At 54.6% G+C, this 24446-nt stretch carries 26 protein-coding genes and 1 other RNA gene; 21 read left to right on the forward strand and 6 right to left on the reverse strand.

Annotation, left to right across the window (positions count from 1 at the left end):
- Positions 1-2: 2 nt before the first annotated feature.
- The gene (locus TAM4_RS09525; RefSeq protein WP_014123019.1) at positions 3-557 is read right to left on the reverse strand and encodes a hypothetical protein; all 555 of its coding nucleotides are present in this window, start codon (positions 555-557) and stop codon (positions 3-5) included.
- Positions 558-604: 47 nt separating this feature from the next.
- Between TAM4_RS09525 and TAM4_RS09530 the strand changes: the two genes are divergently transcribed.
- From TAM4_RS09530 to TAM4_RS09550, 5 genes are read left to right on the forward strand one after another with little or no spacing between them, the layout of a single operon-like run.
- Positions 605-1306 (forward strand): RNA methyltransferase, encoded by a 702-nt coding sequence (locus tag TAM4_RS09530; RefSeq protein WP_014123020.1) that lies wholly within the window; start codon positions 605-607, stop codon positions 1304-1306.
- Complete coding sequence (otg, locus tag TAM4_RS09535; RefSeq protein WP_014123021.1) at positions 1307-1831, forward strand: methylated-DNA--protein-cysteine methyltransferase; 525 nt, start codon at positions 1307-1309, stop codon at positions 1829-1831.
- The gene (locus tag TAM4_RS09540; RefSeq protein WP_014123022.1) at positions 1819-2838 is read left to right on the forward strand and encodes a lipopolysaccharide assembly protein LapB; all 1020 of its coding nucleotides are present in this window, start codon (positions 1819-1821) and stop codon (positions 2836-2838) included. Before otg ends, TAM4_RS09540 begins: the two co-directional genes overlap by 13 nt.
- A gap of 42 nt (positions 2839-2880) precedes the next feature.
- Positions 2881-3342 carry a cyclic nucleotide-binding/CBS domain-containing protein gene (locus TAM4_RS09545; RefSeq protein WP_014123023.1) on the forward strand — a complete coding sequence of 154 codons (462 nt, stop codon included), beginning with the start codon at positions 2881-2883 and terminating at the stop codon, positions 3340-3342.
- A 6-nt stretch (positions 3343-3348) separates the two neighbouring features.
- Positions 3349-4479: a cation:proton antiporter gene (locus TAM4_RS09550; protein WP_014123024.1), complete on the forward strand. Its 1131-nt coding sequence runs from the start codon at positions 3349-3351 to the stop codon at positions 4477-4479.
- Here TAM4_RS09550 and TAM4_RS09555 read toward each other — a convergent pair.
- Complete coding sequence (locus tag TAM4_RS09555; protein WP_014123025.1) at positions 4476-4658, reverse strand: hypothetical protein; 183 nt, start codon at positions 4656-4658, stop codon at positions 4476-4478. The genes TAM4_RS09550 and TAM4_RS09555 overlap by 4 nt on opposite strands.
- Before the next feature lie 88 nt (positions 4659-4746).
- Here TAM4_RS09555 and TAM4_RS09560 point away from each other — a divergent pair, with 88 nt between their 5' ends.
- Positions 4747-5085, forward strand: coding sequence for a nascent polypeptide-associated complex protein (locus TAM4_RS09560; protein ID WP_014123026.1), 339 nt, complete (start codon positions 4747-4749; stop codon positions 5083-5085).
- Here the strand turns inward: TAM4_RS09560 and TAM4_RS09565 are convergent.
- The 3 genes from TAM4_RS09565 to TAM4_RS09575 are packed head-to-tail and all read right to left on the reverse strand — an operon-like array spanning position 5062 to position 8540.
- On the reverse strand, positions 5062-6579 hold the full coding sequence (locus TAM4_RS09565; protein WP_014123027.1) for a HEAT repeat domain-containing protein: 1518 nt from the start codon (positions 6577-6579) through the stop codon (positions 5062-5064). The genes TAM4_RS09560 and TAM4_RS09565 overlap by 24 nt on opposite strands.
- A gap of 52 nt (positions 6580-6631) precedes the next feature.
- The gene (locus tag TAM4_RS09570; RefSeq protein WP_014123028.1) at positions 6632-7333 is read right to left on the reverse strand and encodes a dihydroorotate dehydrogenase electron transfer subunit; all 702 of its coding nucleotides are present in this window, start codon (positions 7331-7333) and stop codon (positions 6632-6634) included.
- A complete protein-coding gene (locus TAM4_RS09575) occupies positions 7317-8540 on the reverse strand; it encodes a dihydroorotase (RefSeq protein ID WP_014123029.1) in 1224 nt (407 codons plus the stop codon). The genes TAM4_RS09570 and TAM4_RS09575 overlap by 17 nt, the downstream gene beginning before the upstream one ends.
- A 216-nt stretch (positions 8541-8756) precedes the next feature.
- Here TAM4_RS09575 and TAM4_RS09580 point away from each other — a divergent pair, with 216 nt between their 5' ends.
- The 7 genes from TAM4_RS09580 (at position 8757) to TAM4_RS09610 (ending at position 17657) form a co-directional block, all read left to right on the forward strand.
- A complete protein-coding gene (locus TAM4_RS09580; RefSeq protein ID WP_014123030.1) occupies positions 8757-11240 on the forward strand; it encodes an ABC transporter substrate-binding protein in 2484 nt (827 codons plus the stop codon).
- 161 nt (positions 11241-11401) lie between these two features.
- A complete protein-coding gene (locus TAM4_RS09585) occupies positions 11402-12445 on the forward strand; it encodes an ABC transporter permease (RefSeq protein ID WP_014123031.1) in 1044 nt (347 codons plus the stop codon).
- An 11-nt stretch (positions 12446-12456) separates the two neighbouring features.
- A complete protein-coding gene (locus tag TAM4_RS09590) occupies positions 12457-14310 on the forward strand; it encodes an ABC transporter permease (RefSeq protein ID WP_014123032.1) in 1854 nt (617 codons plus the stop codon).
- A 13-nt stretch (positions 14311-14323) separates the two neighbouring features.
- Positions 14324-15283 (forward strand): ABC transporter ATP-binding protein, encoded by a 960-nt coding sequence (locus tag TAM4_RS09595; RefSeq protein ID WP_014123033.1) that lies wholly within the window; start codon positions 14324-14326, stop codon positions 15281-15283.
- Positions 15284-15293: 10 nt separating this feature from the next.
- Complete coding sequence (locus TAM4_RS09600; protein ID WP_014123034.1) at positions 15294-16301, forward strand: ABC transporter ATP-binding protein; 1008 nt, start codon at positions 15294-15296, stop codon at positions 16299-16301.
- 24 nt (positions 16302-16325) lie between these two features.
- A complete protein-coding gene (locus TAM4_RS09605; RefSeq protein WP_148258691.1) occupies positions 16326-16793 on the forward strand; it encodes a hypothetical protein in 468 nt (155 codons plus the stop codon).
- 9 nt (positions 16794-16802) lie between these two features.
- The gene (locus TAM4_RS09610) at positions 16803-17657 is read left to right on the forward strand and encodes an EamA family transporter (protein ID WP_014123036.1); all 855 of its coding nucleotides are present in this window, start codon (positions 16803-16805) and stop codon (positions 17655-17657) included.
- Here the strand turns inward: TAM4_RS09610 and glnA are convergent.
- Complete coding sequence (glnA, locus tag TAM4_RS09615) at positions 17648-18988, reverse strand: type I glutamate--ammonia ligase (protein ID WP_014123037.1); 1341 nt, start codon at positions 18986-18988, stop codon at positions 17648-17650. The two genes, TAM4_RS09610 and glnA, sit on opposite strands and share 10 nt — an antisense overlap.
- 219 nt (positions 18989-19207) lie before the next feature.
- Between glnA and TAM4_RS09620 the strand changes: the two genes are divergently transcribed.
- From TAM4_RS09620 to TAM4_RS09650, 8 genes are all read left to right on the forward strand, one after another.
- Positions 19208-19612 carry a DUF61 family protein gene (locus TAM4_RS09620; RefSeq protein WP_014123038.1) on the forward strand — a complete coding sequence of 135 codons (405 nt, stop codon included), beginning with the start codon at positions 19208-19210 and terminating at the stop codon, positions 19610-19612.
- Positions 19612-19902 carry a hypothetical protein gene (locus TAM4_RS09625; protein WP_237702085.1) on the forward strand — a complete coding sequence of 97 codons (291 nt, stop codon included), beginning with the start codon at positions 19612-19614 and terminating at the stop codon, positions 19900-19902. Before TAM4_RS09620 ends, TAM4_RS09625 begins: the two co-directional genes overlap by 1 nt.
- Before the next feature lie 68 nt (positions 19903-19970).
- Positions 19971-21653 carry a hypothetical protein gene (locus TAM4_RS09630; protein ID WP_237702086.1) on the forward strand — a complete coding sequence of 561 codons (1683 nt, stop codon included), beginning with the start codon at positions 19971-19973 and terminating at the stop codon, positions 21651-21653.
- Positions 21654-21691: 38 nt separating this feature from the next.
- Positions 21692-22013, forward strand: an RNA gene (gene rnpB / locus TAM4_RS11555) — RNase P RNA component.
- A 50-nt stretch (positions 22014-22063) separates the two neighbouring features.
- Positions 22064-22765 carry a hypothetical protein gene (locus tag TAM4_RS09635; RefSeq protein ID WP_052306409.1) on the forward strand — a complete coding sequence of 234 codons (702 nt, stop codon included), beginning with the start codon at positions 22064-22066 and terminating at the stop codon, positions 22763-22765.
- A gap of 6 nt (positions 22766-22771) precedes the next feature.
- Complete coding sequence (locus tag TAM4_RS09640; protein ID WP_048150596.1) at positions 22772-23416, forward strand: hypothetical protein; 645 nt, start codon at positions 22772-22774, stop codon at positions 23414-23416.
- 76 nt (positions 23417-23492) lie between these two features.
- Entirely contained in the window at positions 23493-23792 is a 300-nt protein-coding gene (locus TAM4_RS09645) for a hypothetical protein (RefSeq protein ID WP_014123041.1), read from the forward strand.
- A 3-nt stretch (positions 23793-23795) separates the two neighbouring features.
- Complete coding sequence (locus tag TAM4_RS09650; protein WP_048150601.1) at positions 23796-24422, forward strand: hypothetical protein; 627 nt, start codon at positions 23796-23798, stop codon at positions 24420-24422.
- The last annotated feature ends 24 nt before the right edge of the window (positions 24423-24446 follow it).

Genomic DNA, 24446 nt, shown 5'->3' on the forward strand with positions numbered 1-24446 from the left:
TCTCACCTCAGGAGCTTCCGCAGGTGGTTGAGCGAGTAGAGGAGCAGAAGCGTTCCTGCCCCTATGAAAATGTCGGGGTTCATGTCGCTGGTTCCGCTGAGCGCTATTCCTACGAAAAACGCCGAAGCCGTGACGAGAGCCCCTCCCGAGATCGGTCTGTTGCTCGATACGAGCCCGATCGCCGTTAGGATCCCCACGACCCTGAAGGCTGTCTCGGGCGAGATCGCGGAGATGTAGGCAACAACACCCGCTATGACCACGTTTAGAACCCTCTCCCAGAACTTCACGGGCTGTTTCTCCATCCTCAGGGGGGTTTCTAAAAGGGCCACTCCCATGACGACGATCGCAATGTAGTCCTGGGTCAGGAGCCACTCAAGAAAGGCCAGCGCAAAGAGTGCGGAAGCCGCAAATGGAAGGCTTTTTCGCTTTATTCCTGGAATGAGAAGGAGAGCATAGGGCGTGAGGTACTTCATCGCCCCGGGTGGAACGCGTTGAACGAGGTACGCGGCGAGCACAACACCGAGGACAAAGGGGATGAGCTCGTTCCTCTTCCTCATTCTCCCACCGGAAGCCTTTAATGCACCTGTCTTTAAACCCTTTGCGTATGATAAGCCTAGTTCTCGTCGAACCTGAGGGACCGGCGAACATAGGCATGATTGCCAGGACGATGAAGAACTTCGGCTTCTCCCGGTTAGTCCTCGTGAACCCGAACCTGACAGAGGAGAGCTACGCTTATGCCGTCCACGCTACCGACGTCCTCGAGAGAGCGGTCATAGTGGATACCTTTGACGAAGCATTGGGGCTATTCGATTTGACCGTCGGAACCACCGGAAAGCCGGGAAAGAGGTTCATACCCTACCGCGCACCGCTCTACCCCTGGGAGCTGAGGGAAACCCTGAATGGCTACACCGGCGAGGTTGGCCTCTTCTTCGGCAGAGAGAGCATAGGGCTTAAGAACGATGAGCTTGAGAGGCTCGACCTAATCGTCACGATTCCGACGAGCGACGCTTACCCGGTCATGAACTTAGCTCAGGCGGTCGCGGTTATACTCTACGAGCTCTCGAAGGCTAAACCGGAACCTTCGGTCGAAGCCTTAAAACCTGCGACGAGAGATGAAAAAGAGGCGCTCGTTAGGGTGTGGGCCGAGCTTTTAAACGTTCTCAACTATCCAAAGGATGAGGAGAGGCGAGCTGTCTTCGTCAAGGTCTTCAGGAAGGCAGTCGGCAAGGCCTTCCTCTACGGCCGGGAGGTTCACACCCTCATAGGCCCGCTGAGAAGGGCCGTTAAGAGGCTGGAGGAATGCTGAATGCTCGCGGTGGAGAGGTTTAGGGTCAACGGCCGGGACGTCTGGATTGGGGTAATCTTTCACGGCAGGATTCAGGGAATCAGCTTCGCCTTCACGAGGGGTGAGCTCTTGGAGAGAATCAGAAACCTCGCCGGGTTCCTGCGGAGGAGAAACGTTGCCGTTTCCCTCGACGTCCAGCCGAGCACCTACACCGAGCTCGTTTATCGTGTTATGGTTGGGGAACTTGACAACGAGAAAGCCCTTTCCGAGCTCTCCTTCGAGGGCGTAACGCCCTTTGAGAGGCATGTTTACGAATGGCTCACGAAAAACGTTAAAAGAGGCACCGTTATAACCTACGGTAGCCTTGCGAAAGCCCTTGAAACGTCGCCGAGAGCCATCGGCGGGACGATGAAGAGGAACCCTTACCCGATAATCGTCCCCTGTCATCGGGTGGTGGCGAGCGACGGCATCGGCTACTACAGCTCCGGGATTGAAGAAAAGAAGTTCCTGCTCGAACTTGAGGGGGTGAAAGAATGGACAAGCTGAAGGCCTATATAATAGGTTTCCTCGTTGCTATCCTCGCGGTGGCCGGGTTCATAGTCTACAAATGGGGCTTCTGGAAGCTGGTGCAGGTAATCCTTGCGATAGGCTTCGTCGGGTTCACGCTCGCACTGCTGTTCTTCACGGCGCTGACACTCTACGCCGAGAGCTGGAAGTACGGGGCAGTTCTGGCGGTTCTGACGGCGATAGCGGGCTACGGCTCCTACCTCGTGCTCACCTGGCAGAACCTCAAAATCGTCGAGGGAATCATAGCGTTCTTCATCCTGCTCTTTGCCTTCGGAATCTGGTACATAAGCGAGCCAGATTTGAGCATAGCCGACCGCTTCCGCTCGGCTGAAAAGCTTGAGAAGATGGGACGCTACAAGCAGGCCGCGAGGAAGTACGAGAAGACCGGAAACTACGAGAAGGCCGCTGAGATGTACCTCAAGCTCGGCTGGCTTGAGAGCGCCGCCTGGGCCTACGAGAAGGCCGGGAAGTACGAGAAGGCCGCCGAGCTCTACGAAAAGCTCTACGAGAAGGAGAAGGACACCTACTACCTGAAGGAGGCCCACGAGTACTGGAAGAAGGCTGGAAACATGGAGAGGGCCGCCAAGGCGCTTGAAAAGTACGCCGAGGAGGAACCCTGGTTCTGGGAGGATGTTGCGAAGCTCTACGAGGAGCTCGGAAACGAAGAGAAGGCCAGGGAAGCCTGGGAGAAGGCCCTTGAGTACTACACCAAGGAGGCACAGGAGGAAGGAGTTTTCTGGGAGGACGTCGGCAACATAGCGAGGAAGCTCGGCAGAGAGGAGCTGGCCCGCGAGGCCTACCAGAAGTTCCTCGAGTACTGCCTCAAGGAAGCTGAGAAGGACCCGATGTGGTGGAAGCACGTTGCTGAAGCTTACGAGTATCTCGGCGAGACTGAGAAGGCAGAAGAGGCGCGGAAGAAGTACGAGGAGTATCGGCAGAAAATCCTCAAGGCCAACGAAGAAACTTCTCACTTCCCAGGGAATTAACCTTTTAAGCTCTCCCTCCCTACCTTTTCTTCGGGGATTGCCTTGGACGAGGAAAAGCCGAAGCTGAACGTTATCAAGCTGTCAAAGATGCCGATAAGGCTCGCGATGGAGGAGAAGTTCCTTCGCCTGAGCCCGGACGACAGGGTTGAGGACCTAATCAAGGGCCTCGAGCACAGAACCTGCGCCGTCGTAACCGACGAGTCCGGAAAACTGCTTGGCTTCATATCCGTTGACGAGATAATAAACCTCCTCCTTCCTCCTTCTGACTACGTTCTCGTTGGCCTCGATGCCCTCAGGGAGGCCCACTTCGACTGGGACAGGCCGGTAAAGGAGATAATGAACCCCCGGCCGATAACGCTCTCCCCTGACGATACGCTCGGCTACGCTTTAAGCATGATGATGGAAACCGGCGTGAGACAGTTCCCGGTTGTCGAGAAGAAGAAGGTCGTTGGAACCTTCTCGGCTCAGAGCGTTATACGCTTGCTCAGGGTCTTCGCACGGTGAGGGAAGTTGATTGAGCTAATCCTCTACCTCGCGCTCATGCTTTTAACGGCGGAAACCTTCGGCTGGCTGTTCGCGAGGATTGGACAGCCTGTAGTTCTTGGTCAGATAATCGGCGGAATTCTCCTCGGGTTAGCCTTCCCGCCGACGGAGGAAGTGAAGGACATCTCTATGATAGGTGTCCTGATGCTTCTCTTCCTGGCGGGCCTTGAGAGTAGCGTTGAAGAGCTCAAGAGCGCCGGCAAGAGCGGATTTTCGGTTGCCCTCGTCGGTGTTGTTGTCGCCTTCGCGATGGGCTTTGGTATCGCTTACCCCTTCAAGGGCTTCGACCAGGCCCTCCTCTACGGCGCGCTGACGACTCCAACGAGCGTCAGCTTAACCGTCAGGGTTCTGATGGAGATGGACCGGCTGAAGAGCCGTGAGGGAACCACAATCCTCACCGCGGCGATAGTCGACGACATACTCGGCATAATCGTCCTGACGGTCGTCATATCGTCCCTCGTCTCCGGGGGCGTCAGCATCGTCAGTCTCGCTGAAATCCTCGCCAAGGTTGGCATCTTCATAGCCCTGATGGTCTTCGCGATGCCGAGGGTTCTCGACTACGCCCTCAGGAAGGTCGTGAGGATAGGCTTCGCAGATTCGACGGTTACCCTCTCGATGGCCGCCCTCTTCGCTTTCGCCTACCTTGCAGAGCACATGAACCTCGCCTCTATCTTGGGAGCCTACCTGCTCGGCCTCGCGCTGAGCGAAACCGAGTTCAGGAAGCCGATTTTCGAGCACTCGAGGATAATAGCGCATTCGGTCTTCGTTCCGCTGTTCTTCGTCGACGTGGGCATGAACATACCGGTTAAAGACCTCAAGAGTGCTGGGCTCTTTGCCATTCTCTTCAGCCTCGTGGCGATAGTGAGCAAGGTAATCGGCTGTGGAATCGGGGCGCTAATCGGCGGTATGAGCCCGAGGGAAGCCCTGCGCGTCGGCGTTGGAATGATTCCGAGAATGGGTGTCGAGCTCGCGATGCTGGCGATAGCGATGAAGGCCGGCATAGTTGGGAGCGATGCTTACCTCGTGATAGTCTTGATGATATTCCTGAGCACCCTCGTTACCCCACCGCTCCTCAAGCTTGCTTTCAGGGAGGGTTAAAACACATCCCCCGACTCCTCGAGCTCCTTCAGTTCCTCCTCGATTTCCCTCTCTTTCCGTTCGGCGTAGCGCTTGAGGTAGTCCGCGAGAACGTAGAGCGCCACTCCTCCAAGGGCCGTGAGAAGAAACGCCGCCGCAAGGGTTCTGAGGGTTACGTTATCTCCGGACGGCAGGGGCATCGTCACCACCGGAGACCTTTCGAAGAAGGCCGTTAAAATCTTCCGCCAACCTTTTAAGAGTCCGGGCGAACCTTGGGCGGTGGTTGAGATGATGGGAATGAACCCAAGGCAGATGAAGAAGCTCATGAAGCAGCTCGGCATAAAGATGGAGGAGATGGAAGGCGTTAAGGAGGTCGTTCTTAAGCTTGAGAGCAAAGAAATCGTCCTTAAGGACCCCGTCGTTACTGTCATGGTCGTCCAGGGAGAGAAAACCTACCAGATTGTCCCCGGGAGCGAGGAGGTAAGAGAAGTCCTCGAGATTCCCGAGGAAGACGTTCAGCTCGTCATGGAGCAGGCCGGCGTTGACAGGGAAACCGCGCTCAAAGCGCTGAAAGAAACGAAAGGGGACATAGCGGAGGCTATACTAAAGCTGACCGAGGGGTCCTGACTCCTTCCTCTTGAGTTTTATGAGGTCGTCGATGAGGTCTATCAGCGAGGCGATTATGTTGTCGTACTTCCCACCCTCGTCCCCGTAGATCTCCTTCAGGACGTTCTCAAGCTGGGTGAGCCCTTCGTAGTCGAAATCCATAAGTCTTTGGGCTTCTCTGGCCATAAAGCGCAGTGTTACACCCCTCGTTTCCTTCCTCCTGAGGAGGTCGGAGAGGATCGCGATCATCGCCGCCTCGAACTCCGGTGTGGGGAGGCGATGCTGGAGGGTGTATATGAGCTCTAGCGCCCCCTCTATGTCAGCTTCCCTGCTCGACTTCAACAGAACGTCGAGAAGGGATGTGAAGAACTGTGCGGTTCCTGGATAGAGGGAGTATATGTCGGCCATCGTTTCCGCGGCCGTTTTCCTTGCCCAGGGGTTCCTGCTCTTCAGGAATTCCGCCAGGACGGGAAGCACGGAGTAGGCGTCAGTGGGCGTTAGCTGGGAGGTGACCTTTGAGAGCACCCAGAGCGCGTCCATTCTCCGCATAGGATCCTCGGAGTGCAGCATCTCCAGGATCATGGACATGACTATCGGGTCTATCTTCGCCAGCTCGGCAACGATATCGGTTTTGCCCGCATCTAAGAGTCTCTCAACGTCGTCCGGCCCGTATTCGCTTATCTCAAGCTTTCTCTTGAGCTCCTCCCTCGTTATGACTTCCTCTTCTTCTCCCGTTATTTTCTCCAGCTTCTCCAGGATCAGGCTGGCCTTTGAGGCTAGGCGGACGTCGTTGCTCAGCTCCCGGATCTTCTTCATGGCCTTTATCTTGTTCCTCTTGGTCAGCATCTCCGCCCGGGAGAGCATTCTGTCGAGTGCCAGAAGGGCTCTCTCCTGGATATAGGGATCAACGTGGTCCAGGAGATCCGCCATGTTGTCGAATATCTCGTTGAATATCTTCGTGTCCTCGGTTCTTGCTGCCATCTCGGCAAGGGCCGCTATGGCGGCGCTCTGAACTTGCCGGTCTTTGGAGGAACCGATGAGGGAAAAGAGCCATCTGATGAGTTTTCTTGCAAGTCTCAACGCCTTTGCACCGGCTTTTCCGAGGCCTTCGGAGGCGTATTCGCTGAGCAGAGGGGCGCCTCTCTTGATGATGTCCATGAGGGCGTCAGTGACCAGTTCGTACTGATCCTCGTCAAGTTCCTCCCTCTCGAGGAGGAGGTTGAGAACCTCGATGGCCTTGAGGGAAACCCTCTCGTCCTTGTCCCTGGCGAGCTCCACTATATCCGATATTACCTCGGATACCTTCCTCCGATCCAGCGTGTTCCTCTTGATCATCTCCTTGATAACCTGCAGTGCGTTCGTCCTCACGATGGGGTTCCTATCTCTGAAGAGTTCCTTAACAATCTGGAACGCTTTGTCATAATTCTCGGCAAGAGCCACAACTTCCTTTATGTTCCAGGAGAGAAGATCCTCCCTAACGCCACTTTTTTCGATTATTACTTCCTCCTTTGGCATTGGGGCCCCCGAATTCATTCTACGGCCTTTTATGATTTAAGCTTTCGGATTGTTACATTATTCCTCTCAACTCCTCCCCCGTGAAGACCGGGCCGTCTCTGCACACCAGGTATTTCCCGAGGTTGCAGGAACCGCAGACGCCGATTCCGCACTTCATGTAGCGCTCCGCCGAGACCTGGACGTTTTCGTAGTCCATGGCCTTTAGAACTGCTTTTAGCATCGGCTCCGGACCGCAGGCGTAAACGCCATTGAACTCGTCCTTTCTCTCCGCTAAGACGTCCGTCGGGAAGCCCTTTCTGCCGGCCGAGCCGTCGTCTGTGGTAATTACAACCTCGTCCACGTAGTCCTCAATGTCGAGTAGCGCTAACTCGTCCTTCGAGCGGGCGCCGTAGATTAGGGTTATCTCCTTGAAGTCCTTCCCCCAGGCCCTCGCCAGCGCGTAGAGCGGTGGGATTCCGATTCCCCCGGCGACGAGCGCTGCTCTTTCCCACTTCCTTTCGAAGCCCCGCCCGTAGGGCCCGCGAACCCAGAGCCTCTCGCCTTCGCTTAGCTCGAAGAGCTTTGAGGTGAAGGGCCCGACGCGTTTAACCAGGAGCAGGTCCTTCCACGCCAGACTGAAGGGCTTCTCCCCGACTCCTGGAAGCCAGACCATCACGAACTGCCCCGGCGTGAAGTCAAACCCCTTCGATAGCCTGAAGGCCCTAACGTCCTTCGCAACCTCCCAGGTTTCCCTCAGTTCAACCACGCTGTACATCCAGACGAACCCCCTCCGGCTTTCCTACGATTTCATCTTCCTCCATAACGACCCTTCCGCGGAGAATCGTCATCACGACCTTTCCCTTCAGCTTTCTCCCCTCCCAGGGGCTCCACTTGGCCTTGGTGTAGAACTCCTCCGGTCTGACCGTCCACTCCCGCCTAAGGTCAACGACCGTAAAGGTCGCATCATTTCCGACGGCGAAGTCCCTGCCCCTGATTCCGAAGACCTTAACCGGGTTGTCGTGCATCTTCTCAACTATGTCAAAGATATCCACAATCCCCCGGTTCACTGCGTCGAGGAGGAGCCCAACCTCCGTCTCAAGCCCCGGAATCCCCGCCGCTCCCCTTTCCTTGTCCTCGAGCGTGTGTGGTGCGTGGTCGCTCGCTATTATCGGAATCCGCGAGAAGTTCTCCCAGAGCGCTTTAACGTGTTCTTCGCTCCTCAGAGGGGGGTAGACCTTGAGGAGCGGGTTCCTCTCGTAGTCCCTCCTCGTCAGGAACAGGTGGTGGGGAGTAACTTCAAAACTCACCCAGGGGAGGTTTTTCCGGAGTATGGCTTCAATTCCCCCTTTCGTTGAGACGTGGCAGATGTTCAGAGGTTTTTTAAGTTTTTCAGCGCTTTCAAGGGCCCGCTTTACGGCCACTTCTTCGACCTCCGGTGGTCTCTCGGGTTTCTCCTGGATTAGCTCAGCATCTTCCGCGTGGACGCTCAAAACGCCGGGTGAACAGGCATAGTCCTCATCAAAGTCCTCTGAGTAGATTCCGCCTGTTGAGGCCCCCATAAAGGCCTTGTAGAAGTCGGCTCTGATCCTTTTGGCTTCATCGCAGTTGCTCCGTATCAGAAAGCCGATGGCGTAGTCGGCGTAGGCCTTTTTCTGGAAGAGCTCGAGGCGCTTCTCAAAGGTTCTGGAGTCCATAACTGGTGGCTTCGTGTTGGGCATGTCAAAAACAGCGGTGATTCCGCCATGAAGGGCCGCTTTTGTCCCGCTCTCGACCGTTTCCTTGTTCTTCTGCTCGAAGTCCCTGAGGTGGACGTGGGTGTCTATTAAGCCTGGCAGAATGAGGTATCGGGAAAGATCTATGGTCTTTTCTCCCTGGATTTCGTGGGTGTAAATGGCTGATATCCGGCTTTCGTCGATTCCTATGCTCCCTTTCACGACTTTTCCGTTCAGCGTGAACTTCCCGACCAAAACGAGCTCGTACATTGAAGCCCGCGTTGAGTTGGTTTCGGTTCGTTAAAAACCTTTGCGGTTATATCGACCGTTAGCTTTCTCCTTTTCGTCAATTGACGCCCTGAGGCTTTATCCCTTCCGGTGATAGCCTTCTGAGTATCGTAATACTTAAGGGATCAGATGTATAAACTAATGCTGCCATGGCCTAGAGAAGGCAGACTTGCCAAAACTGAAAGGAGGCAGTGGAATATGAACAGGAAGGTTTTCAGTTTGTTTATAATAGGATTGATGGTGTTTAGTGTTTTCTTCGTGCGCCCGGCTGCAGCCTACACCGACGACGACTACATCAAATTCGCCCTCCAGGCGTTCCAGACCAAGTACTACAAAACCGCCGAGGATCTCGACGGGATCCTCGACATGACCCTTGACAACTCAACCCACCTCACCACGTACTTCACGTACAAGTTCAACAACAAGACCTTTGAGGTTACCAACGCTGACCAGTTCTGGGACCTCGCCAAGATCAACATGGGTCTCGGTATCTTCGAGAGCCCGCGTGTCTTCCTCGTCGAGACCTGGACCTTCTTCCCGGCCAACAAGAAGAGGATCGAAGACATCGTCGCCGACCCGAACGTCGGTCTCGGAACCCGCTGGAGCCCGATGACTGCCAAGACCCCCGACGGAAAGCTCAAGATCGCCCAGTTCGCCTCGACCGGTGCGATGTTCATGAGTGCCTTCAACCCGGTCGGCGGTCTCACCGACGTTTACAGCGTTAGGGTCTCAACCCTCATCACCGACTACGGTGGTGCAACGAACTTCGACGGTGTTTACGCTCCCTACAGGTGCACCTGGAAGATCGACAAGACCGGAGGAAAGGTTCCGGACGATGCGGTCATCTACAACCAGACCCAGGGCTGGATAGCCGCCAACAAGGGCAAGGACTACAGGGTTAAGGTCACCTACACCTGTGACGTTGGCGAGTGGCACAACGGCGTTAAGGGCAGCATCGACGACATAAAGAACTACATCGCCTTCCTCTACACCTGGGCCTACCAGGACTACAAGGGCGACCCGTACTACGACCCGGCCATGTCCGGAACCGCTCAGGGTCTTAAGCAGATCCTCGGTTTCGAGTTCACCGACAACGGTTACACCGTCTACGGTAACTACATCCACCCGCTCGCCGACGACCAGATCGCGAGCTTCTACATGTTCTACCCGAGCATGCCTTGGGAGATGTACTGGGCTATGGGCGAGCTCGTCGCCAACGCCAAGAAGTACGGCATTGACAAGACATACTCCTTCAGCAGCAGCGGTGAGGGAATCCTCTGGCTCGACCTCCTCACCAAGGCTCACGACGACGACCTGAAGACCGTCATGGAGGCCATCGTTAACGGTAACGCCAAGGACACCTTCCCGGGCATCGACTGGAACGCCGCCAAGGACAGGCTCCAGGCGGATCTCGACTTCTACGCCAAGTACCACCACATGTTCATAAGCAACGGTCCGTACGTCCTCGTTGAGTACAACCCGGGAGCCCTCTACCTCAAGCTCGAGAAGTTCACCGGCGAGAGGAAGGTTCTCGGTGACACCCTCCCGAAGAACCCGGTTCCGGATGAGATCGAGTACGTCGGTGTCCAGAACCAGCAGACGACAATCCTCGAGATAGCCAAGGGAACCTACGACATCGGTATGTTCGCCTTCCCGGCGGGCGTTTACAAGGGCCTCGGTGAGGACGTTCTCAACAACCTCAAGCTCTTCAAGAGTGCCAGCTCCTACAACGAGCTGACCATCAACGACTGGCACGACAGGGACAAGGACGCCCCGATCGTTACCGTCGGTGACAACGTCTACTTCAACCCGTTCGCCGTCAGGGAGGTCCGCTACGCTCTGAACTGGCTCGTCAGCAGGGACTACATCGTTCAGAACATCTACCAGGGTAGTGGTGCCCCGATGCTTGGCTGTATCAGGCCGAGCCACCCGGCCAACAAGTACTTCGAGCCCGTCTACAAGGCCCTTGGTATGAGTACCAGCGGCAACGAGAACTACGCCATGTACCTCTTCAACGAGGGTATGAAGAAGGCCCAGCAGGAGGTCGCCAAGTACGGCTACGAGCTCGTCAGGAAGCCGGACGGCTACTGGTACTTCGGCAAGAAGGGCGAGGAGCTCAAGCCCGTCACCATTAAGTTCATCATCCGTATCGAGGACGAGAGGAAGGACATAGGTCTTTACGTCGCCAGGCTCATCGAGAACAAGTTCGGCTTCAAGGTTGACAAGCTCCTCTGGGACAGGAAGAAGGCCGGTTACGTCGTCTTCGCCCAGGACCCGGCCACCTACAAGTGGAACCTCTACACCGGCGGTTGGGGTACCAGCGGTCTGCCGAGCCAGTGGGTTGACGGTTACATGGCGTTCTTCTACACCAACTGGGGAGGCTGGACTCCGAACGGCGAGGGACCGGACCACGGTCACAAGAACACCGTAACTGTCAGGCAGTTCCTCGTCTTCGTCGGCAAGCTCCACGCTCCGCAGACTACGACCTCCTCATCCGAGAGCACTACCACGACATCCAGCGGTGGCGAGACCACCAGTAGCGTGACCACCTCAAGCACCACCGCCCAGAGCACAACCACTCCAACCAGCACCACAACTTCCAAGAAGAAGACCGTAATCTGCGGTCCAGCGGCCCTCATAGGCCTTGCAATAGTACCGCTCCTCCTCAGGAGGAGGAAGTGATTCCCCTTCCCCTCTTTTTGTTTCTCCTCTGATGTGGTCTCAATTGCTATTCCCTGACCATTCTGGTGCAAATGTTCATTTGTGTTCAGTAAGGTATTTAAGGTTAGTTTGTTTTACTGCTTTGAAAAAGCCGATCCGCTCTAGAGCCGGAGGTGGACTTAATGGGATACGGCAAGTACTTGGTGTTTAGAATAATAAACGCCCTGATAATTTTGATTATTGCAACGTTCATTATGTCCGCGCTTTTCGTTAAGGTGACCATCGACCAGAACAAGGCCAACTACCAGGACGCGTTGATGAACTGGGAGCGAACCACGGGTAATAAGATACGACAGCAGTCCGGTGAGAAGGCTTATGAGGAAGCGAAGAAGGCTTATGAGGAGCAGCTCAGGAGGCAGTACAACCTCGATAAAGGTTACTGGAGTCAGGTTATAGATAAAACGATCTCCACGTTGAAGCTCGATTTTGGACAAACCCAGACCCCAATCTGGGGAACCAACAACGTCCGCAAGATTATTCTCACGGCAATTCCGCGCAGTGTCATTCTGTTCACAACGGCCACTATAATAACTATGCTGATCGGAATATTCCTCGGTGTTAGGGCGGCCAACAATCCGGGAAGCCTCTTTGACAGGACGCTCTCAATCTTCGCACTCCTCACGTACAGTCTGCCCACCTGGTGGACCGGGATGATGTTCATCCTCATCTTCGCCTACAAGCTCGGCTGGTTCCCGCTCAGCTCGATGTTCATGCCCGGCGACACGATACTGGACAAGATACACAAGATCGCCCTCCCGGTCATGACGTTCGTTTTCGTTGCCTTCGGTGGCTGGGCCTGGACAACGAGGAACATCATGATCGGTACCCTCCAGGAGGACTTCATCATGGCTGCGAGGGCCAAGGGTCTCCCTGAGAGGAAGGTTATATACGGCCACGCCCTCCGCGCCGCGGCTCCTCCGATCGTCACCATGGTCATATTCTCACTCTTAGGATCCCTCGGCGGTGCAATCATCAGCGAGCAGGTCTTCCAGTACCCGGGAATGGGACTCCTCTACTGGACAGCGCTCAACCAGGGTGAGGTAAACCTCGTCATTGGCCTGACGTACTTCTCGGTTGTGCTGTACCTCACCGGTGTCGTGCTGGCAGACATGCTGTACGGATTCCTCGACCCGCGTGTTAAGGTCGGTGCATCCGCCAACATGTGAGGTGGTATAAAATGAGATGGGTTGATTTCAAAGAGAGCCTTCAGGATTTTGTGAACGAGTTCAAACGTGAAAAAACGGGAATGCTGGGGCTTGCCCTCCTCATCCTCCTGATAGTCGTTGCCGCGGGCGCTCCAATACTCACAATTCCCGACTTCCCGGACAAGTGGAGGGACCCGCAGTACTGGCAGACGTACCCCCACACCGTTCCTCCAACGTGGTACAACAAGTTCATCAGCAAGGACCTCATGCCCCAGGTGGTTTACACGATCTCCGACAAGGAACACGTCACCATTACCGACCAGAACGGTAACCAGGTGATCGTGGCCAAGTACGACCTTCCCGATGGGTATTATTACGGCCCGAAGGGTATAGTGGTCACGGGCTTTAACGTGACCACGAAACCGGGCACGCCTTTCCTTCCAAAGCTCAGCGTTTACCTCGAGAGGCCCGACGGTCAGAAGGTCCTCCTGGTGAAGGACATAGACCTGAACTCCGGTACCTCGGTCTCAGTTGGTAGGGACAGTAAGATCTCTGCCCGCATGTACCTGTGGCTGGTCAAAACCGCCGACGGTACCATCGACATTCAGCTGACTCCGGGAACCGGCAGGATAAGGCTCAGCTTCCCCTCTGACCTTGGAATACCCTCGTACAAGCAGTTCACGATCGCCGGTGGAGTTGTTTACACCAAGGTCAACGGCACCATAACCAACGCCGTGGTCAAGTTCAGGATGGGAACTCCGATCAAGATAAACGCCAACGTCACGAACGGGCAGATCCAGACGACGGTGAGCAGAGCCACGATGACCTACCAGGAGACCCAGTTCAAGTTCGGCAGCGGAAACGTTGTTCTAACCGTTGTCAACGGCTCAGCGGTCAACGGAACTGCTTACTTCAAGAGCGGCGAGATAAACCCCATGGCCGAGACCCTTGAGGAATACATCTACTCGGTTGCCCTCGACAAGGTTCAGAGCTCACTCCTCATCAAGGACCTCGTCAGGCCCCTCTTTGCCTCAACCGATCCAAAGGATTACGGAGGCGTTACGGGCGACAAGCTCGTCGAGGCCGTCCTTGACAACCCCAAGACCCTTCACGGCACCTACAAGCTCGACATCGTTGTAACTCCGGCCCCGGGCGTCCAGGTTAACCTCGACAACCTCAAGATAGTCTTCATGGGCCGTGTTTACGGCCACATGGGAACTGACTACCAGGGAAGGGATCTCTGGGCTGCCCTCATCTGGGGAAGCAGGATCTCGCTCGTGATCGGTATCACCGTCTCCCTCCTGAGCACGATAATCGGAATCATCTACGGAGTAACCAGTGCGTACCTCGGTGGAAACGCGGATGAAATCCTCATGCGTATCAACGAGCTCTTCAGCAGTATACCCTCGTTGCCGATCCTGATACTCCTCGGAGCGACGATGGGTCACATCTCGCTGAGCATGATGGTCTTGCTGCTTGTGATCTTCGGATGGATGGGAGTGGCGAGGATATCGCGCAGTATGGCGCTCCAGATCAAGGAGCAGACCTACATCGAGGCCGCCAAGGCCCTCGGTGCCGGAACGGGCAGGATAGTCTTCAAGCACATGCTCCCACAGCTGCTCCCGTACGCCTTCGCGGTCATAGCCCTGGGCGTCCCAGTCGCGGTCATCAGCGAGGCCTCGCTCAGCTTCCTCGGTCTCGGTGACCCAACGGCCGTTACCTGGGGTCAGATCCTCCACGACGCTGAGGTTCAGAGTGCCGCAACAAAAGGCTACTGGTGGTGGGTTCTCCCGCCCGGGCTTGGAATAGCCACCGTTGGCCTGACCTTCGTCCTGATAGGTACGGCCCTCGATAGGATCCTTAACCCGAGACTCAGGAGGCTATGAGGTGGTGGTTTAAATGGCAAGAAACGTCCTTGAGGTTAGGAACCTGAAGATGTACTACTTCACCAGCAGGGGAATGGTAAGGGCCGTCGATGACATCAGCTTTGACCTGAAGAAGGGTGAAGTTATGGGACTTGCCGGCGAGAGCGGCTGCGGCAAGTCCTCCCTTGGTTTTACCCTTATGGGAATGCCTACTCCGCCGGGCAAGATCGTCGATGGAAGCATCAAGATCGACGGCAGGGAAATAGTGGGTCTACCCGAGGATGTCCTCAGGAGGGAGATCCGCTGGCAGAAGATCTCAATGATCTTCCAGGGAGCCATGAACGCCCTCAACCCGGTCTACACCGTGGGATACCAGATGATCGAGCCCCTCGTCCTCCACAAGGGAATGAGCAAGGAAGATGCCCTCGACAGGGCCCAGAAGTACCTCGAGCTCGTGGGCCTTGACCCCGAGATCGTCTACCGCTACCCCCACGAGCTGAGCGGTGGTATGAAGCAGCGTGTCATCATTGCCTCCGCCCTCCTGCTTGAACCCGACGTCGTCATAGCCGACGAGCCGACGACCGCTCTCGACGTCGTCGTTCAGGCCCAGATCATAAACCTGATGAAGAAGCTGAAGAAGGAACTCGGCCTCTCGATGATATTCATCACCCACGACCTCAGCATTCTGGCGGAGATAAGCGACAAAGTTGCCATCATGTACGCAGGAAAGATCATCGAGATCGGCGACAGCGAGAAGATCTACTACGAGCCGGCTCATCCATACACCCAGAAGCTCCTCGCCTCGATTCCGAGACTGCATGAGGACGTTGAGAGACTTGAGTTCATTCCGGGACAGCCGCCCAACCTCATCAACCCGCCGAAGGGCTGCCGCTTCCACCCGAGGTGCCCCTATGCAATGGACGTTTGTAAGGAGCAGGAGCCCGAGCTGAAGGAGATTGATAAGGATCACTACGCCGCATGCTGGCTGCTGTGAGGTGTGAGAAATGGCCGAGCCGGTACTCAAAGTTGAAAACCTCAAGAAGTACTTCCCGATTAAGAGGAGCCTCATCGACACCCTCAAGGGTGCCCCCCAGAGGTACGTTAAGGCCGTTGATGGCATAAGCTTTGAAATTCAGAAGCAGCAGGTCTTTGCCCTCGTCGGTGAGAGCGGCTGTGGTAAGTCCACAACCGGAAAGCTCATCGTTAAGCTCCTCGAGCCAACCGACGGTAAGATCTACCTCGAGGGGCACGACGTTACCGACATAGTCACCAAGGAGGAGGTACTCGCCTACAGGCGTAAGGTCCAGATCATCTTCCAGGATCCCTTCAGCTCGATGAACCCGCGTTTCAGGATCTTCGACATCCTTGAGGAGCCCCTCCTCATCCACGGCATCGGTGAAACGAGGGCGGAGCGCGAGGAGCTGATCTACAAGGCCCTTGAGATGGTCAAGATAACTCCACCCGAAGACTACGTCGGCAGGTTCCCGCATATGCTCTCCGGTGGGCAGAGACAGCGTGTGGCCATAGCGAGGGCCCTCATCCTGAACCCAACTTTCATCGTCGCCGACGAGCCGGTCTCGATGCTCGACGTTTCGATACGTGCCGAGGTCCTTGAGCTGATGAAGGAACTCAAGGAGAAGATGGGCGTCACCTACCTCTACATCACCCACGACATGTCAACGGCGAGGTACTTCGCCGACTGGATGGCGGTCATGTACCTCGGAAGGATCGTCGAGATGGGTCCGGCCAAGCGCGTCATCGACAACCCGCTCCACCCGTACACCAGGGCCCTTCTCGCCGCCGTTCCAGAGCCGAAACCCGAGAGGAGAAAGATCATCAAGGAGCTCCCGATCAAGGGTGAGGTTCCAAGTGCTGCCAACGTTCCACCGGGATGCCGCTTCCACCCGAGGTGTATCTACGCTCAGAAGGGCCTCTGTGACGTTGAACATCCAAAGCTCGTCGAGTACGAACACAACCACTGGGCCGAGTGCCACCTCGTTGGCAAGTTCTGACCCTTCTTCACTTTTTATCCGGTGATGAAAATGGTCCTCGAACCACTCAGGATAGCTTTTAGGTATCCACATATCAAAGTCGGCTTCACCCTGCTCCTTCTGGCACTTCTCATTGCCATCGCAGGGACGTACGGCGTTAGCAAGAGCTATCACGAGAGCGGAACCCTCAAGCCGGGGTTGAACGTGCTGGGCAACGGAAGTTTTGAACGGGACTATTACTACTACAACAGAACCCTCGTGCTTAAATCAAACTACGGGGAGGTTAAGGTCAACAACGTCACCTACCAGGTGTACGGAACCCTTAACCTGACCCTGAACTCGCGGCCCCGCGTTGAGCTTATCTCCGGTAACGTCAGCTACGAGTACACATCCAAGGCCGTGGATTATCCCTTTGCGCCGTTTTCTTTGATATCGTTCCTGTTCTTCCTAGTGGGGCTTGTGCTCTCCGTGATGGGGTACATGAGAATGATGAGCGACCTGAGATCCGGATGAGGTGAGCCGATGAAGCGCGGTTACTTTCTCGTTTTTCTTGCCGCCTCAATGTGGGGAACGATAGGAATATTCGCGACCTACATCTACCGCTATAACGTTGATTCCTTCACGATGGTCTTCTGGCGGGTTCTCTTTGCTCTGATAATTCTCGGGACCTACATCTCACTCTTCCTGCGCGAGAACCCCTTTACGCGCGAGAAGCTGTGGTTCTACGCGGTTTACGGCCTCGTTGGAGTTTTCGCCTTCTACACCCTCTACTTCTACACCGTCAAGATATCGTCGGTCGGCTTCGCGGTTCTGCTCATCTACACCGCCCCGGCCTTCTCGGTGATCCTCGGCAGGTTAATCTTCAAGGAGCCGATAACGGCCGAGAAAGCGGTCGCACTGGGGATGGTCCTCGTTGGGGTCCTTCTCGTCGCCGGTAACGTGGACTTCAACGTGAGCCACTTGGCTTTACTGACTGGAATAGGGACGGGCTTCATTTACGCCCTCTACGGGGTTCTGGCTAAGTTCGGCGTCAGAAACGAGAGGCCCGAGAGGGTTCTCTTCATGACCCTGCTCTTCGGCCTGCTCTTTCTAGCGCCATTCTCGAAGTTCTCCGTTCCGAGGGGAGCGATTCCCTACCTCCTCGGTTTGGCGTTTTTCCCGACGTTCCTCGGCTACACCCTCTACAACCACGCCCTTAAGGAGGTCGAGGTCAGCAGGGCCAGCATAGTGGCGACCGTTGAGCCGGTTGTGGCGATAGTTCTCGCGTATATACTGTTCGGCGAGGCCTTAACGCCCCTTCAGCTCCTCGGCGGGGCGCTCATAATAGGGGCATCAATCCTCGTGCACATGCGGGAAGGAAAGGGGAATCAAACGTAGAAGTACCTCTCAAGCTCCCACTCGGTAACCTTCTTGGTCTCCAGCGGGAGTTCTCTGCTCTCGAGGTATGCAACGTACTCGCTCCACTCCCTTTCCTTGTAGGCGACGAAGTTCTCGTAGGCCTCTCCGAGCGCTTCCATGACAACCCTGTCCTTCTTCAGCTCCTCCAGCGCCTCTCCAAGGCTTCCAGGAAGGGTCTCGATTCCCGCTTTGCTCCTCTCTTCTTCACTCATCTCGTAGACGTTGGTCTCGACGTACGCCTCTGGCTCAAGCTTCCTCTTGATTCCGTCGAGTCCAGCCAAGAGTATCGCCGAGAAAGCCAGGTACGGGTTGGCGCTCGGGTCGGGACAGCGGTACTCTATCCTCGCCCCGTTGCCCCAGAAGGCCGGGACGCGGATTAGCGCGCTCCTGTTCCGGTAACCCCAGCTGATGTAGACCGGAGCCTCATAACCCGGAACGAGGCGCTTGTAGCTGTTCACCGTCGGGTTGGTCAGGGCCGTCAGGGCTTTCGCGTGTTTGAGTATTCCGGCTATGAAGTGCAAAGCGGTCTCACTCAGTCCGTCCTCGCCGATGAAAGCGTTTTCTCCGTCCTTCCAGAGGCTTATGTGGAGGTGCATTCCGTTGCCGGGATAGCCGTAGAGGGGCTTCGGCATGAAGGTGGCGTATAAACCGCGCATCTCGGCGATGGCCTTGACGACATACTTGAAGCTCACGATGTTGTCGGCAGTCTTGAGGGCCTCGTCGTAGCGGAAGTCAATCTCGTGCTGAGCTTTGCCAACCTCGTGGTGGAGAACCTCGGGAACGAGGCCGAAGGCCGGCATGTAGAGGGCTATCTCCCTCCTCAGCTCCCTGGCCTTGTCGAGGGTCACGAGGTCGAAGTAGCCCCCGCTGTCGGGTATGTAGAGCTCCCAGGTTCCGTTCTTCTTGAAGAGGTAGAACTCCGGCTCCGGCCCGATGTAGGCCTTGAACCCCTCTTTTTCGAGCCTCTCAAGGGCCCTCCTGAGGACTCCCCTCGGGTCGGCCCTGTAGGGCTTTCCGTCCTTGTATATGTAGCCGTAAACCCTCGCTATGCCCTCCCAGGGGACCTCGGCGTAGGTGCTCGGGTCGGCCTTGAATATGAGGTCGCTGTCCTCTATGCCCTGGAACCCGGGAATCGAGGAGCCGTCGAAGGAGATGCCCTCCTCGATTGCCTCCTCGTACCTCTCTATCGGAACCTCCATTCCCTTCGGAACGCCGTTTATGTCCACGAAGACAAGTTGCACAAAGCGCGGCTTCGGTCCCTCGCGCGGGAGGACCTCGGATGAGCCCTTAACACTTTTTATTTCGTTCATTTTTGCATCACCTTTATGGATGTTTGTTCATTATCTTGACGCATCTTCTGAACAATATAGCCTATTTAACCTTTTTGACTGAATTTTTGTCAGAACGGCGAAATCCCGGGGCGGGTGTGGGTTTTGAGTTGAACATGTTGATTAATGTCGGCAATCTGTCAGCGATAGGCATTTTTTTGTTTACCAAAGTTTTTCAGTTAAAGGGGTCTTTACACAACCATGCCGACCGCCGAGGAGATACTCCAGAGGGAGATATTCCGGGTGAACATCCACCTCCCGCGAAGGAGGGTTTCCCTCGGGGAGTTGCTTGAAATGGATGATCCGATGGTGACCCTGAGGGACGGGAGCGATCATCACTTCAGAAGGGAAGAGCTAGTCTACCTCTCTTCCCTTCTGGGTGAGGAGTCGGAACTCCTCAGGCTTCCGATCATCCTTGAGATAAGCACCCTCAACCGCGGCTATTTCCGGGTCCGGGGGAGGCTTGAGGTCAGGGTCATCGACGAGATCCTCGGTGAGTACGATCCGCTGAACGAGAGGGACGAGGCCCTTTATCCCAGATACCTCCTGCCCCGGATCAGGCGTCGTCTCCCGACCACGACAACGTATGCATTCATATCGGAGTGATGAGGATGGACGAGAACACCAGAATCCTGCGGGATTACTACATTTTCACCATTCCCCAGATAACGGTTTTCGTGGGGGCAGTGCTAGGACTCCTCTTCGTCCTGAGGATAGACGTTCATCTCGCCCTTGGGATATTCTCCCTTCTCTACGGCATCATGCTCCTCGCGATTCACGCCGTTGTTTTCCAGCACTTTCGCTCCAACAGGATCTACCGTTTGGGACTCCTGTTCTCCCTGGTACTTATCGCTACGGGCCTCTTTTTGGTGTACACGGCCCTCTCAAACCTTTAGGATTATTCTAAACCCTCGAAATATTTTTAAGTTGGGGCAATCCTATCATACCAGTCTCGAAGGTGGTGATGGCTATGCGTTCGCTCGGGTTTTTGACTTTGATCGTAATCTTTACGGCGCTCTTCTCCCTTCCACCGGTTTCGTCCAGCGATGATTTCTCCCTCAGAACAGGGGATGTAATAACGGTCCTTTCCGGGGAGTCCCTCTCGGATTCGATAGAGGTTATCAACGAGGCCCCCTTCAACTTCACGGCGGTTGTCTACATTGATTACCGGGTTGAGGGCCTCTCGAAGGATCTGATAAACTTCACCCCTCGCTACACCGTTTTTAAGAACTGGAAATCCGGTGAATCCCAGGTTCTTCCCTTCAACGTTTCGGTTTCCTCAAACGTCACCCCTGGATTTTACAGGCTGGTTCTTCGCTTCAGGGGTATGGCCGAGGACGGTTCCCTCCACGATCTCATCCTTGAGGTTCCCCTCCGCGTCAGCGACAACCCCGTGGTTCTGAAGTCCCTCAAACTCTACGTCCTTCAGAGGCCAGACGCACCTTCCCCCGATCCCTTCAACGGTGAAACCCTCGTCCTGAAGGCGAAAGTTGAGAACATCGGGAATACTCCTACGGGCTTCGTCTATTGGACCAACGTTACCTACGTTCCTGAGGGAAAGGTGGTTTACACGGCCACCGGCCACTCCGTAATCTCCCCGGGTACCGTTGAGATCGAAAACAGGATCCCCGTTGGATGGAACTGGAGGAGCGGCGTCTACAACGTAACATTCACGGTTTCGTCCCTTAGGGGGAAGGAATCTTTCTGGCGTGTCGTCCACGTCTCCACTGGCGTTGATTACATCAACGTTTCCCTGAGCAGGGACTCGGTTCTTCTCGGGGGCAGCGTTGAGGCGTACGTCACGGTGCTCTCGGAGAGGAAGCTGAGGACAAACCTCAGCGTTGCCGTCTGGGCTGGTGATTCTCCGGTACTTGAGAGGGTGATCCCTCTTTCGCTCCATCCCGGTGCCCAGGTCGTGGAGGTGGAACTGCCCGCGAATGAGACGGGGGAGCTGAGGTTCACAATGAATCTCTACCATGGCAACGTATCCCTCGCCAGTGCAACCGGGATCTACAGGGTTCTAGGCTATCCGTTTATAGCCGGTGTGGAGAGGGAGCTAAACGGGACTACCCTGAGGCTCAATGTAAAGATCACGAACCCGAACAACGTCTCCATGAAGGCCCGGCTCCTCTACAACCTGACGTCCAACGGCGTTCTCCTTTACTCGGACTCCAAGAGTCTTTTGCTGAAACCAGGGGGCACTGTGGAGAGCCTTGATTTTAAACTGGAATGGAACTCGACCGTTGAGTACAGCTTTATGCTCCTGGGCGATGGGAAAATCTTCGACACCAAAACAGGCATCGTGAAAGTGCCTCCAAAACCAATTTCCACCGGATGGACGTTCTCAACGAACACCAGTTCCCAATCCAGCGGGGTGAACGGAAGCCCAAGAACCTACGTTCTAATCGTTTTGGCCATTGCCGTTGTGGTCATCCTGGCAGCTGGCATATTCATGGGGTCCCGCGAGGAGGAAGGTTACGTCAGTCCCTGGGAGAGGGCCCGGAAGCCCAGGGTTAGGCCCAGGCCGAAGAGAAAGTCTCCGCTCGGCAGGTTCAAGCGGCCGAAACTTCCAAGGTTCATCGAGAACCGGGAGCTCCCAAGGAGGTTGAGGAGAAAACCCATTGCCAAGGCCAGAAAGAAGAAATGAGCCAAACCTTTTTATTCTCCCTTTTCTACTCCCTTACGGCGAGGGAGTCGGGGGCTCTCGGGGCACTCCCGAGGAAGTTCCGCCCACCGCACCGGGGCCGCGGTGCCGCAAGGCACCTCCCGAGAGGGAGGGCAACGGCGCAGAAACGACACGGCCCCCGGGAGATGTGGATGACGCGTGCGAAGGGCCCGGCGACGGGTACCGAGCTAACCCGCAGACAATCCCGGGGGATGCGGTGAAACGGCCGTCCCGCGGGGTGCAAGGCCGACGCTGGGGCGATGAGTTCCCGGTGCGAGCCCCGTGGTAGGCCGCTCAGTCGAATGCCCCCTTGACACAGAAGGCGGGCTACGACCCCCTCGCCAACGTTTCTGGTCTTAACTTTTAGTCAAGGGCTTAAATTGGAGTCATGTTTGGTTTTGAAGGATCTCAAACTCATTGAAGCAACTGAAGAGGGCTGGAAATCAATCGAGGGGTTCAAATCCATAATTGATGACGTTATTAAACACGGCGATGACGCCGCAAAGGCCCTCAACGACCTCGTTAAGGCAGGAGTTTCAAAGGAGGCGATTGAGGAGGCCGTCAAGCACGGGGCAACGGTAAAAGCCGTGAAAGAAGGAATTGAGAGGTTTGCAAAATCAACATCGCCCATAAAGAACTCTCATGGATACACTATCATCATAGAGAGAGGCAACGAGGGATATGGCCTGATCCACGGCTGGTTAAGGCACGTGCATGGCTACGAGATGGACTATAAAAGAGAGACATCATTTTTCCCAATGGGACAGGAGATAGTGTACTATGTGAATGGTCAGAGGAAAGTCATGAAACTTCCCAAGACAATCCAGTCTCCGGAGGAACTGTACAACGAGATTGCAAGGTTGGTAGAACAGCACAAAGATAAATTAGCCGGTGATGATACTGTGGTTCTGCATGTGCAGAGCTCTCTTCCGGGCATAGACAAGATAACTTTGGTGTTTAAGAAAACCGGGTCTAGGCAGTATAAGTTAATAACATTCTGGCCTGAAAGTGGCAGTGCAGTGCTCAAGTTTGAGAAAGGCGGAACATGGTACAGGTATGACCCACTAACGGGGAATATAAAACTATGGAGGTGATGCTTCATGACTTTGAATATTTTTCCACTTCACCTTTCAGGAAAGATAATCCGAGTAACAATAGAAGCTCCGGTTCTTGACGAATGGGGGAGGTTGGTTGACTGTATATTCCCTACTCCAATTTTATTTTTCGTCCAAGATACTCCCTTGAGTTGGGCCGAGATAAATGGAGAGCTTCATGGAATGGACGCCAATCCAGTTGATTTTTTCGAGGGATTGCTTTCTGCTATAATCTGCTTGACAAATGCGGAGCAGTGCTCTCTAGAAGAACTCAGAAAGCTGTGGCTGGAGAATGCCCTATCGTTGGGGTTTGAGGTTGAAAATGAGTCCTGTTTCTATCTCACCAACTTAGGCATTCAGTATAACTGGTATCTCTTTGAGCGTCTGGGGTACAAGCTCAGAATACATTACCATAATGATTGGGGAAGTGGCACTAAGGGTGTTGTTGAGGTGCCTTTCGTGGAGTTTGCAAGGGATTCAATAACCATGGCCGAGACATTCGCAATGGTTTTGATGAAGAACCTTAATGCAATCAAAAGTTATCTATTAAAAAATGGATGTGATCCAAGCATATTTGGTTTTGATGAATCAACTATTGAGAGGCTTTTTAAGTATATAAAAACATTGAAAGAGACAATTTTCAGGGGATAGTGAATTAGAAATAACGACCTTCTGGCCGATGGGTCAGAGGATTGTCGTGAACGGTCAGGCAAAGCAGTTGCCTAAGGTGTTCCGGGACGAGCGTGAGCTCAGAGAGTTCCTTGATGACATAGTGAAGAAGACGCTTGAAAATTCAGATTACAAGAAACAATTCTTTAAGAATGGAGCACCTAATAAGAACTTTGGAATTTCGGTAGATCTTAAGAAGCGTGGAATCAATGTTGACGGCATTGACGTGGTTAGGCTGGAGTTCAAGTTCGAGAAGGGGAAGTTCGTGCTTAAGACTGCTTATCCAAAGAAGGGTAGTGCTGTGTGGGAGTACAGGTATGTTAACAGGTATGAACGTGGATGGATCAGGGAGGGTTAAACAGTGTGGGTTACACTGAAGGGGAAGCGCTTAACCGTAAAAATAGACCTTGAGAGATATATCAACACTCCCTATCCTTTCTTTTTGATTTTTATGATAGATGAGTACTTACTCTTGGGAGCCTGCTGGGAAGGAGAATTCGAAGGAGCCAACGCGGACGTTTACGGGTTTTTTGAGAGTTTGTTAACTGCCTGTTATTACTTTTTACAGCCAGAACATCCACACGTTCAAAAAATAACTAAATTCGACAGAGAGAATGCGGAGAGAGATGGGTTTGAATTGAGAGATGAAGTTGTTGTGTACCAAACTACTCTAGTTGCAGAGGCAGCTGGAACGTATTACTTTTGCTCTACAAGAAACCTTACAAGGATTTACTATGAGAATGATTTTCTCAAATTCACGGACTGTCCTGAATACAAGGGCAAGCACAAGGGTGTTGTCGAGCTTTCTCTCAAAGAGTTCATTGAGGACGTTTTGAAAATCAGCAGGGAGTACTTGGAGAAGTATGCTCCAGTCATCGAGAAAATCAGGCTTGAGCACGGGGAAGAGTCTGATGACTACGATTTCCTCCAAAAGTTCTATCGCGAAGTGGAGGAGCTGTACAAGAAGAGGTTTGGATCAGAGTCTTGAGCTTTGAGGATGGGGTGTTTGTCT

This window comes from Thermococcus sp. AM4, from assembly GCF_000151205.2.
Classification (GTDB): Archaea; Methanobacteriota_B; Thermococci; order Thermococcales; family Thermococcaceae; genus Thermococcus.

What these genes read in the sequence shown, in the direction of transcription:
- TAM4_RS09525 (WP_014123019.1), bottom strand. Translation starts at nt 557, where the DNA reads ATGAGGAAGAGGAACGAGCTCATCCCCTTTGTCCTCGGTGTTGTGCTC.
- TAM4_RS09530 (WP_014123020.1), top strand. Translation starts at nt 605, where the DNA reads ATGATAAGCCTAGTTCTCGTCGAACCTGAGGGACCGGCGAACATAGGC.
- otg (WP_014123021.1), top strand. Translation starts at nt 1,307, where the DNA reads ATGCTCGCGGTGGAGAGGTTTAGGGTCAACGGCCGGGACGTCTGGATT.
- TAM4_RS09540 (WP_014123022.1), top strand. Translation starts at nt 1,819, where the DNA reads ATGGACAAGCTGAAGGCCTATATAATAGGTTTCCTCGTTGCTATCCTC.
- TAM4_RS09555 (WP_014123025.1), bottom strand. Translation starts at nt 4,658, where the DNA reads ATGCCCCTGCCGTCCGGAGATAACGTAACCCTCAGAACCCTTGCGGCG.
- TAM4_RS09560 (WP_014123026.1), top strand. Translation starts at nt 4,747, where the DNA reads ATGATGGGAATGAACCCAAGGCAGATGAAGAAGCTCATGAAGCAGCTC.
- TAM4_RS09565 (WP_014123027.1), bottom strand. Translation starts at nt 6,579, where the DNA reads ATGCCAAAGGAGGAAGTAATAATCGAAAAAAGTGGCGTTAGGGAGGAT.
- TAM4_RS09570 (WP_014123028.1), bottom strand. Translation starts at nt 7,333, where the DNA reads ATGTACAGCGTGGTTGAACTGAGGGAAACCTGGGAGGTTGCGAAGGAC.
- TAM4_RS09575 (WP_014123029.1), bottom strand. Translation starts at nt 8,540, where the DNA reads ATGTACGAGCTCGTTTTGGTCGGGAAGTTCACGCTGAACGGAAAAGTC.
- TAM4_RS09580 (WP_014123030.1), top strand. Translation starts at nt 8,757, where the DNA reads ATGAACAGGAAGGTTTTCAGTTTGTTTATAATAGGATTGATGGTGTTT.
- TAM4_RS09585 (WP_014123031.1), top strand. Translation starts at nt 11,402, where the DNA reads ATGGGATACGGCAAGTACTTGGTGTTTAGAATAATAAACGCCCTGATA.
- TAM4_RS09590 (WP_014123032.1), top strand. Translation starts at nt 12,457, where the DNA reads ATGAGATGGGTTGATTTCAAAGAGAGCCTTCAGGATTTTGTGAACGAG.
- TAM4_RS09595 (WP_014123033.1), top strand. Translation starts at nt 14,324, where the DNA reads ATGGCAAGAAACGTCCTTGAGGTTAGGAACCTGAAGATGTACTACTTC.
- TAM4_RS09600 (WP_014123034.1), top strand. Translation starts at nt 15,294, where the DNA reads ATGGCCGAGCCGGTACTCAAAGTTGAAAACCTCAAGAAGTACTTCCCG.
- TAM4_RS09605 (WP_148258691.1), top strand. Translation starts at nt 16,326, where the DNA reads ATGAAAATGGTCCTCGAACCACTCAGGATAGCTTTTAGGTATCCACAT.
- TAM4_RS09610 (WP_014123036.1), top strand. Translation starts at nt 16,803, where the DNA reads ATGAAGCGCGGTTACTTTCTCGTTTTTCTTGCCGCCTCAATGTGGGGA.
- glnA (WP_014123037.1), bottom strand. Translation starts at nt 18,988, where the DNA reads ATGAACGAAATAAAAAGTGTTAAGGGCTCATCCGAGGTCCTCCCGCGC.
- TAM4_RS09620 (WP_014123038.1), top strand. Translation starts at nt 19,208, where the DNA reads ATGCCGACCGCCGAGGAGATACTCCAGAGGGAGATATTCCGGGTGAAC.
- TAM4_RS09625 (WP_237702085.1), top strand. Translation starts at nt 19,612, where the DNA reads ATGAGGATGGACGAGAACACCAGAATCCTGCGGGATTACTACATTTTC.
- TAM4_RS09630 (WP_237702086.1), top strand. Translation starts at nt 19,971, where the DNA reads ATGGCTATGCGTTCGCTCGGGTTTTTGACTTTGATCGTAATCTTTACG.
- TAM4_RS09640 (WP_048150596.1), top strand. Translation starts at nt 22,772, where the DNA reads ATGACTTTGAATATTTTTCCACTTCACCTTTCAGGAAAGATAATCCGA.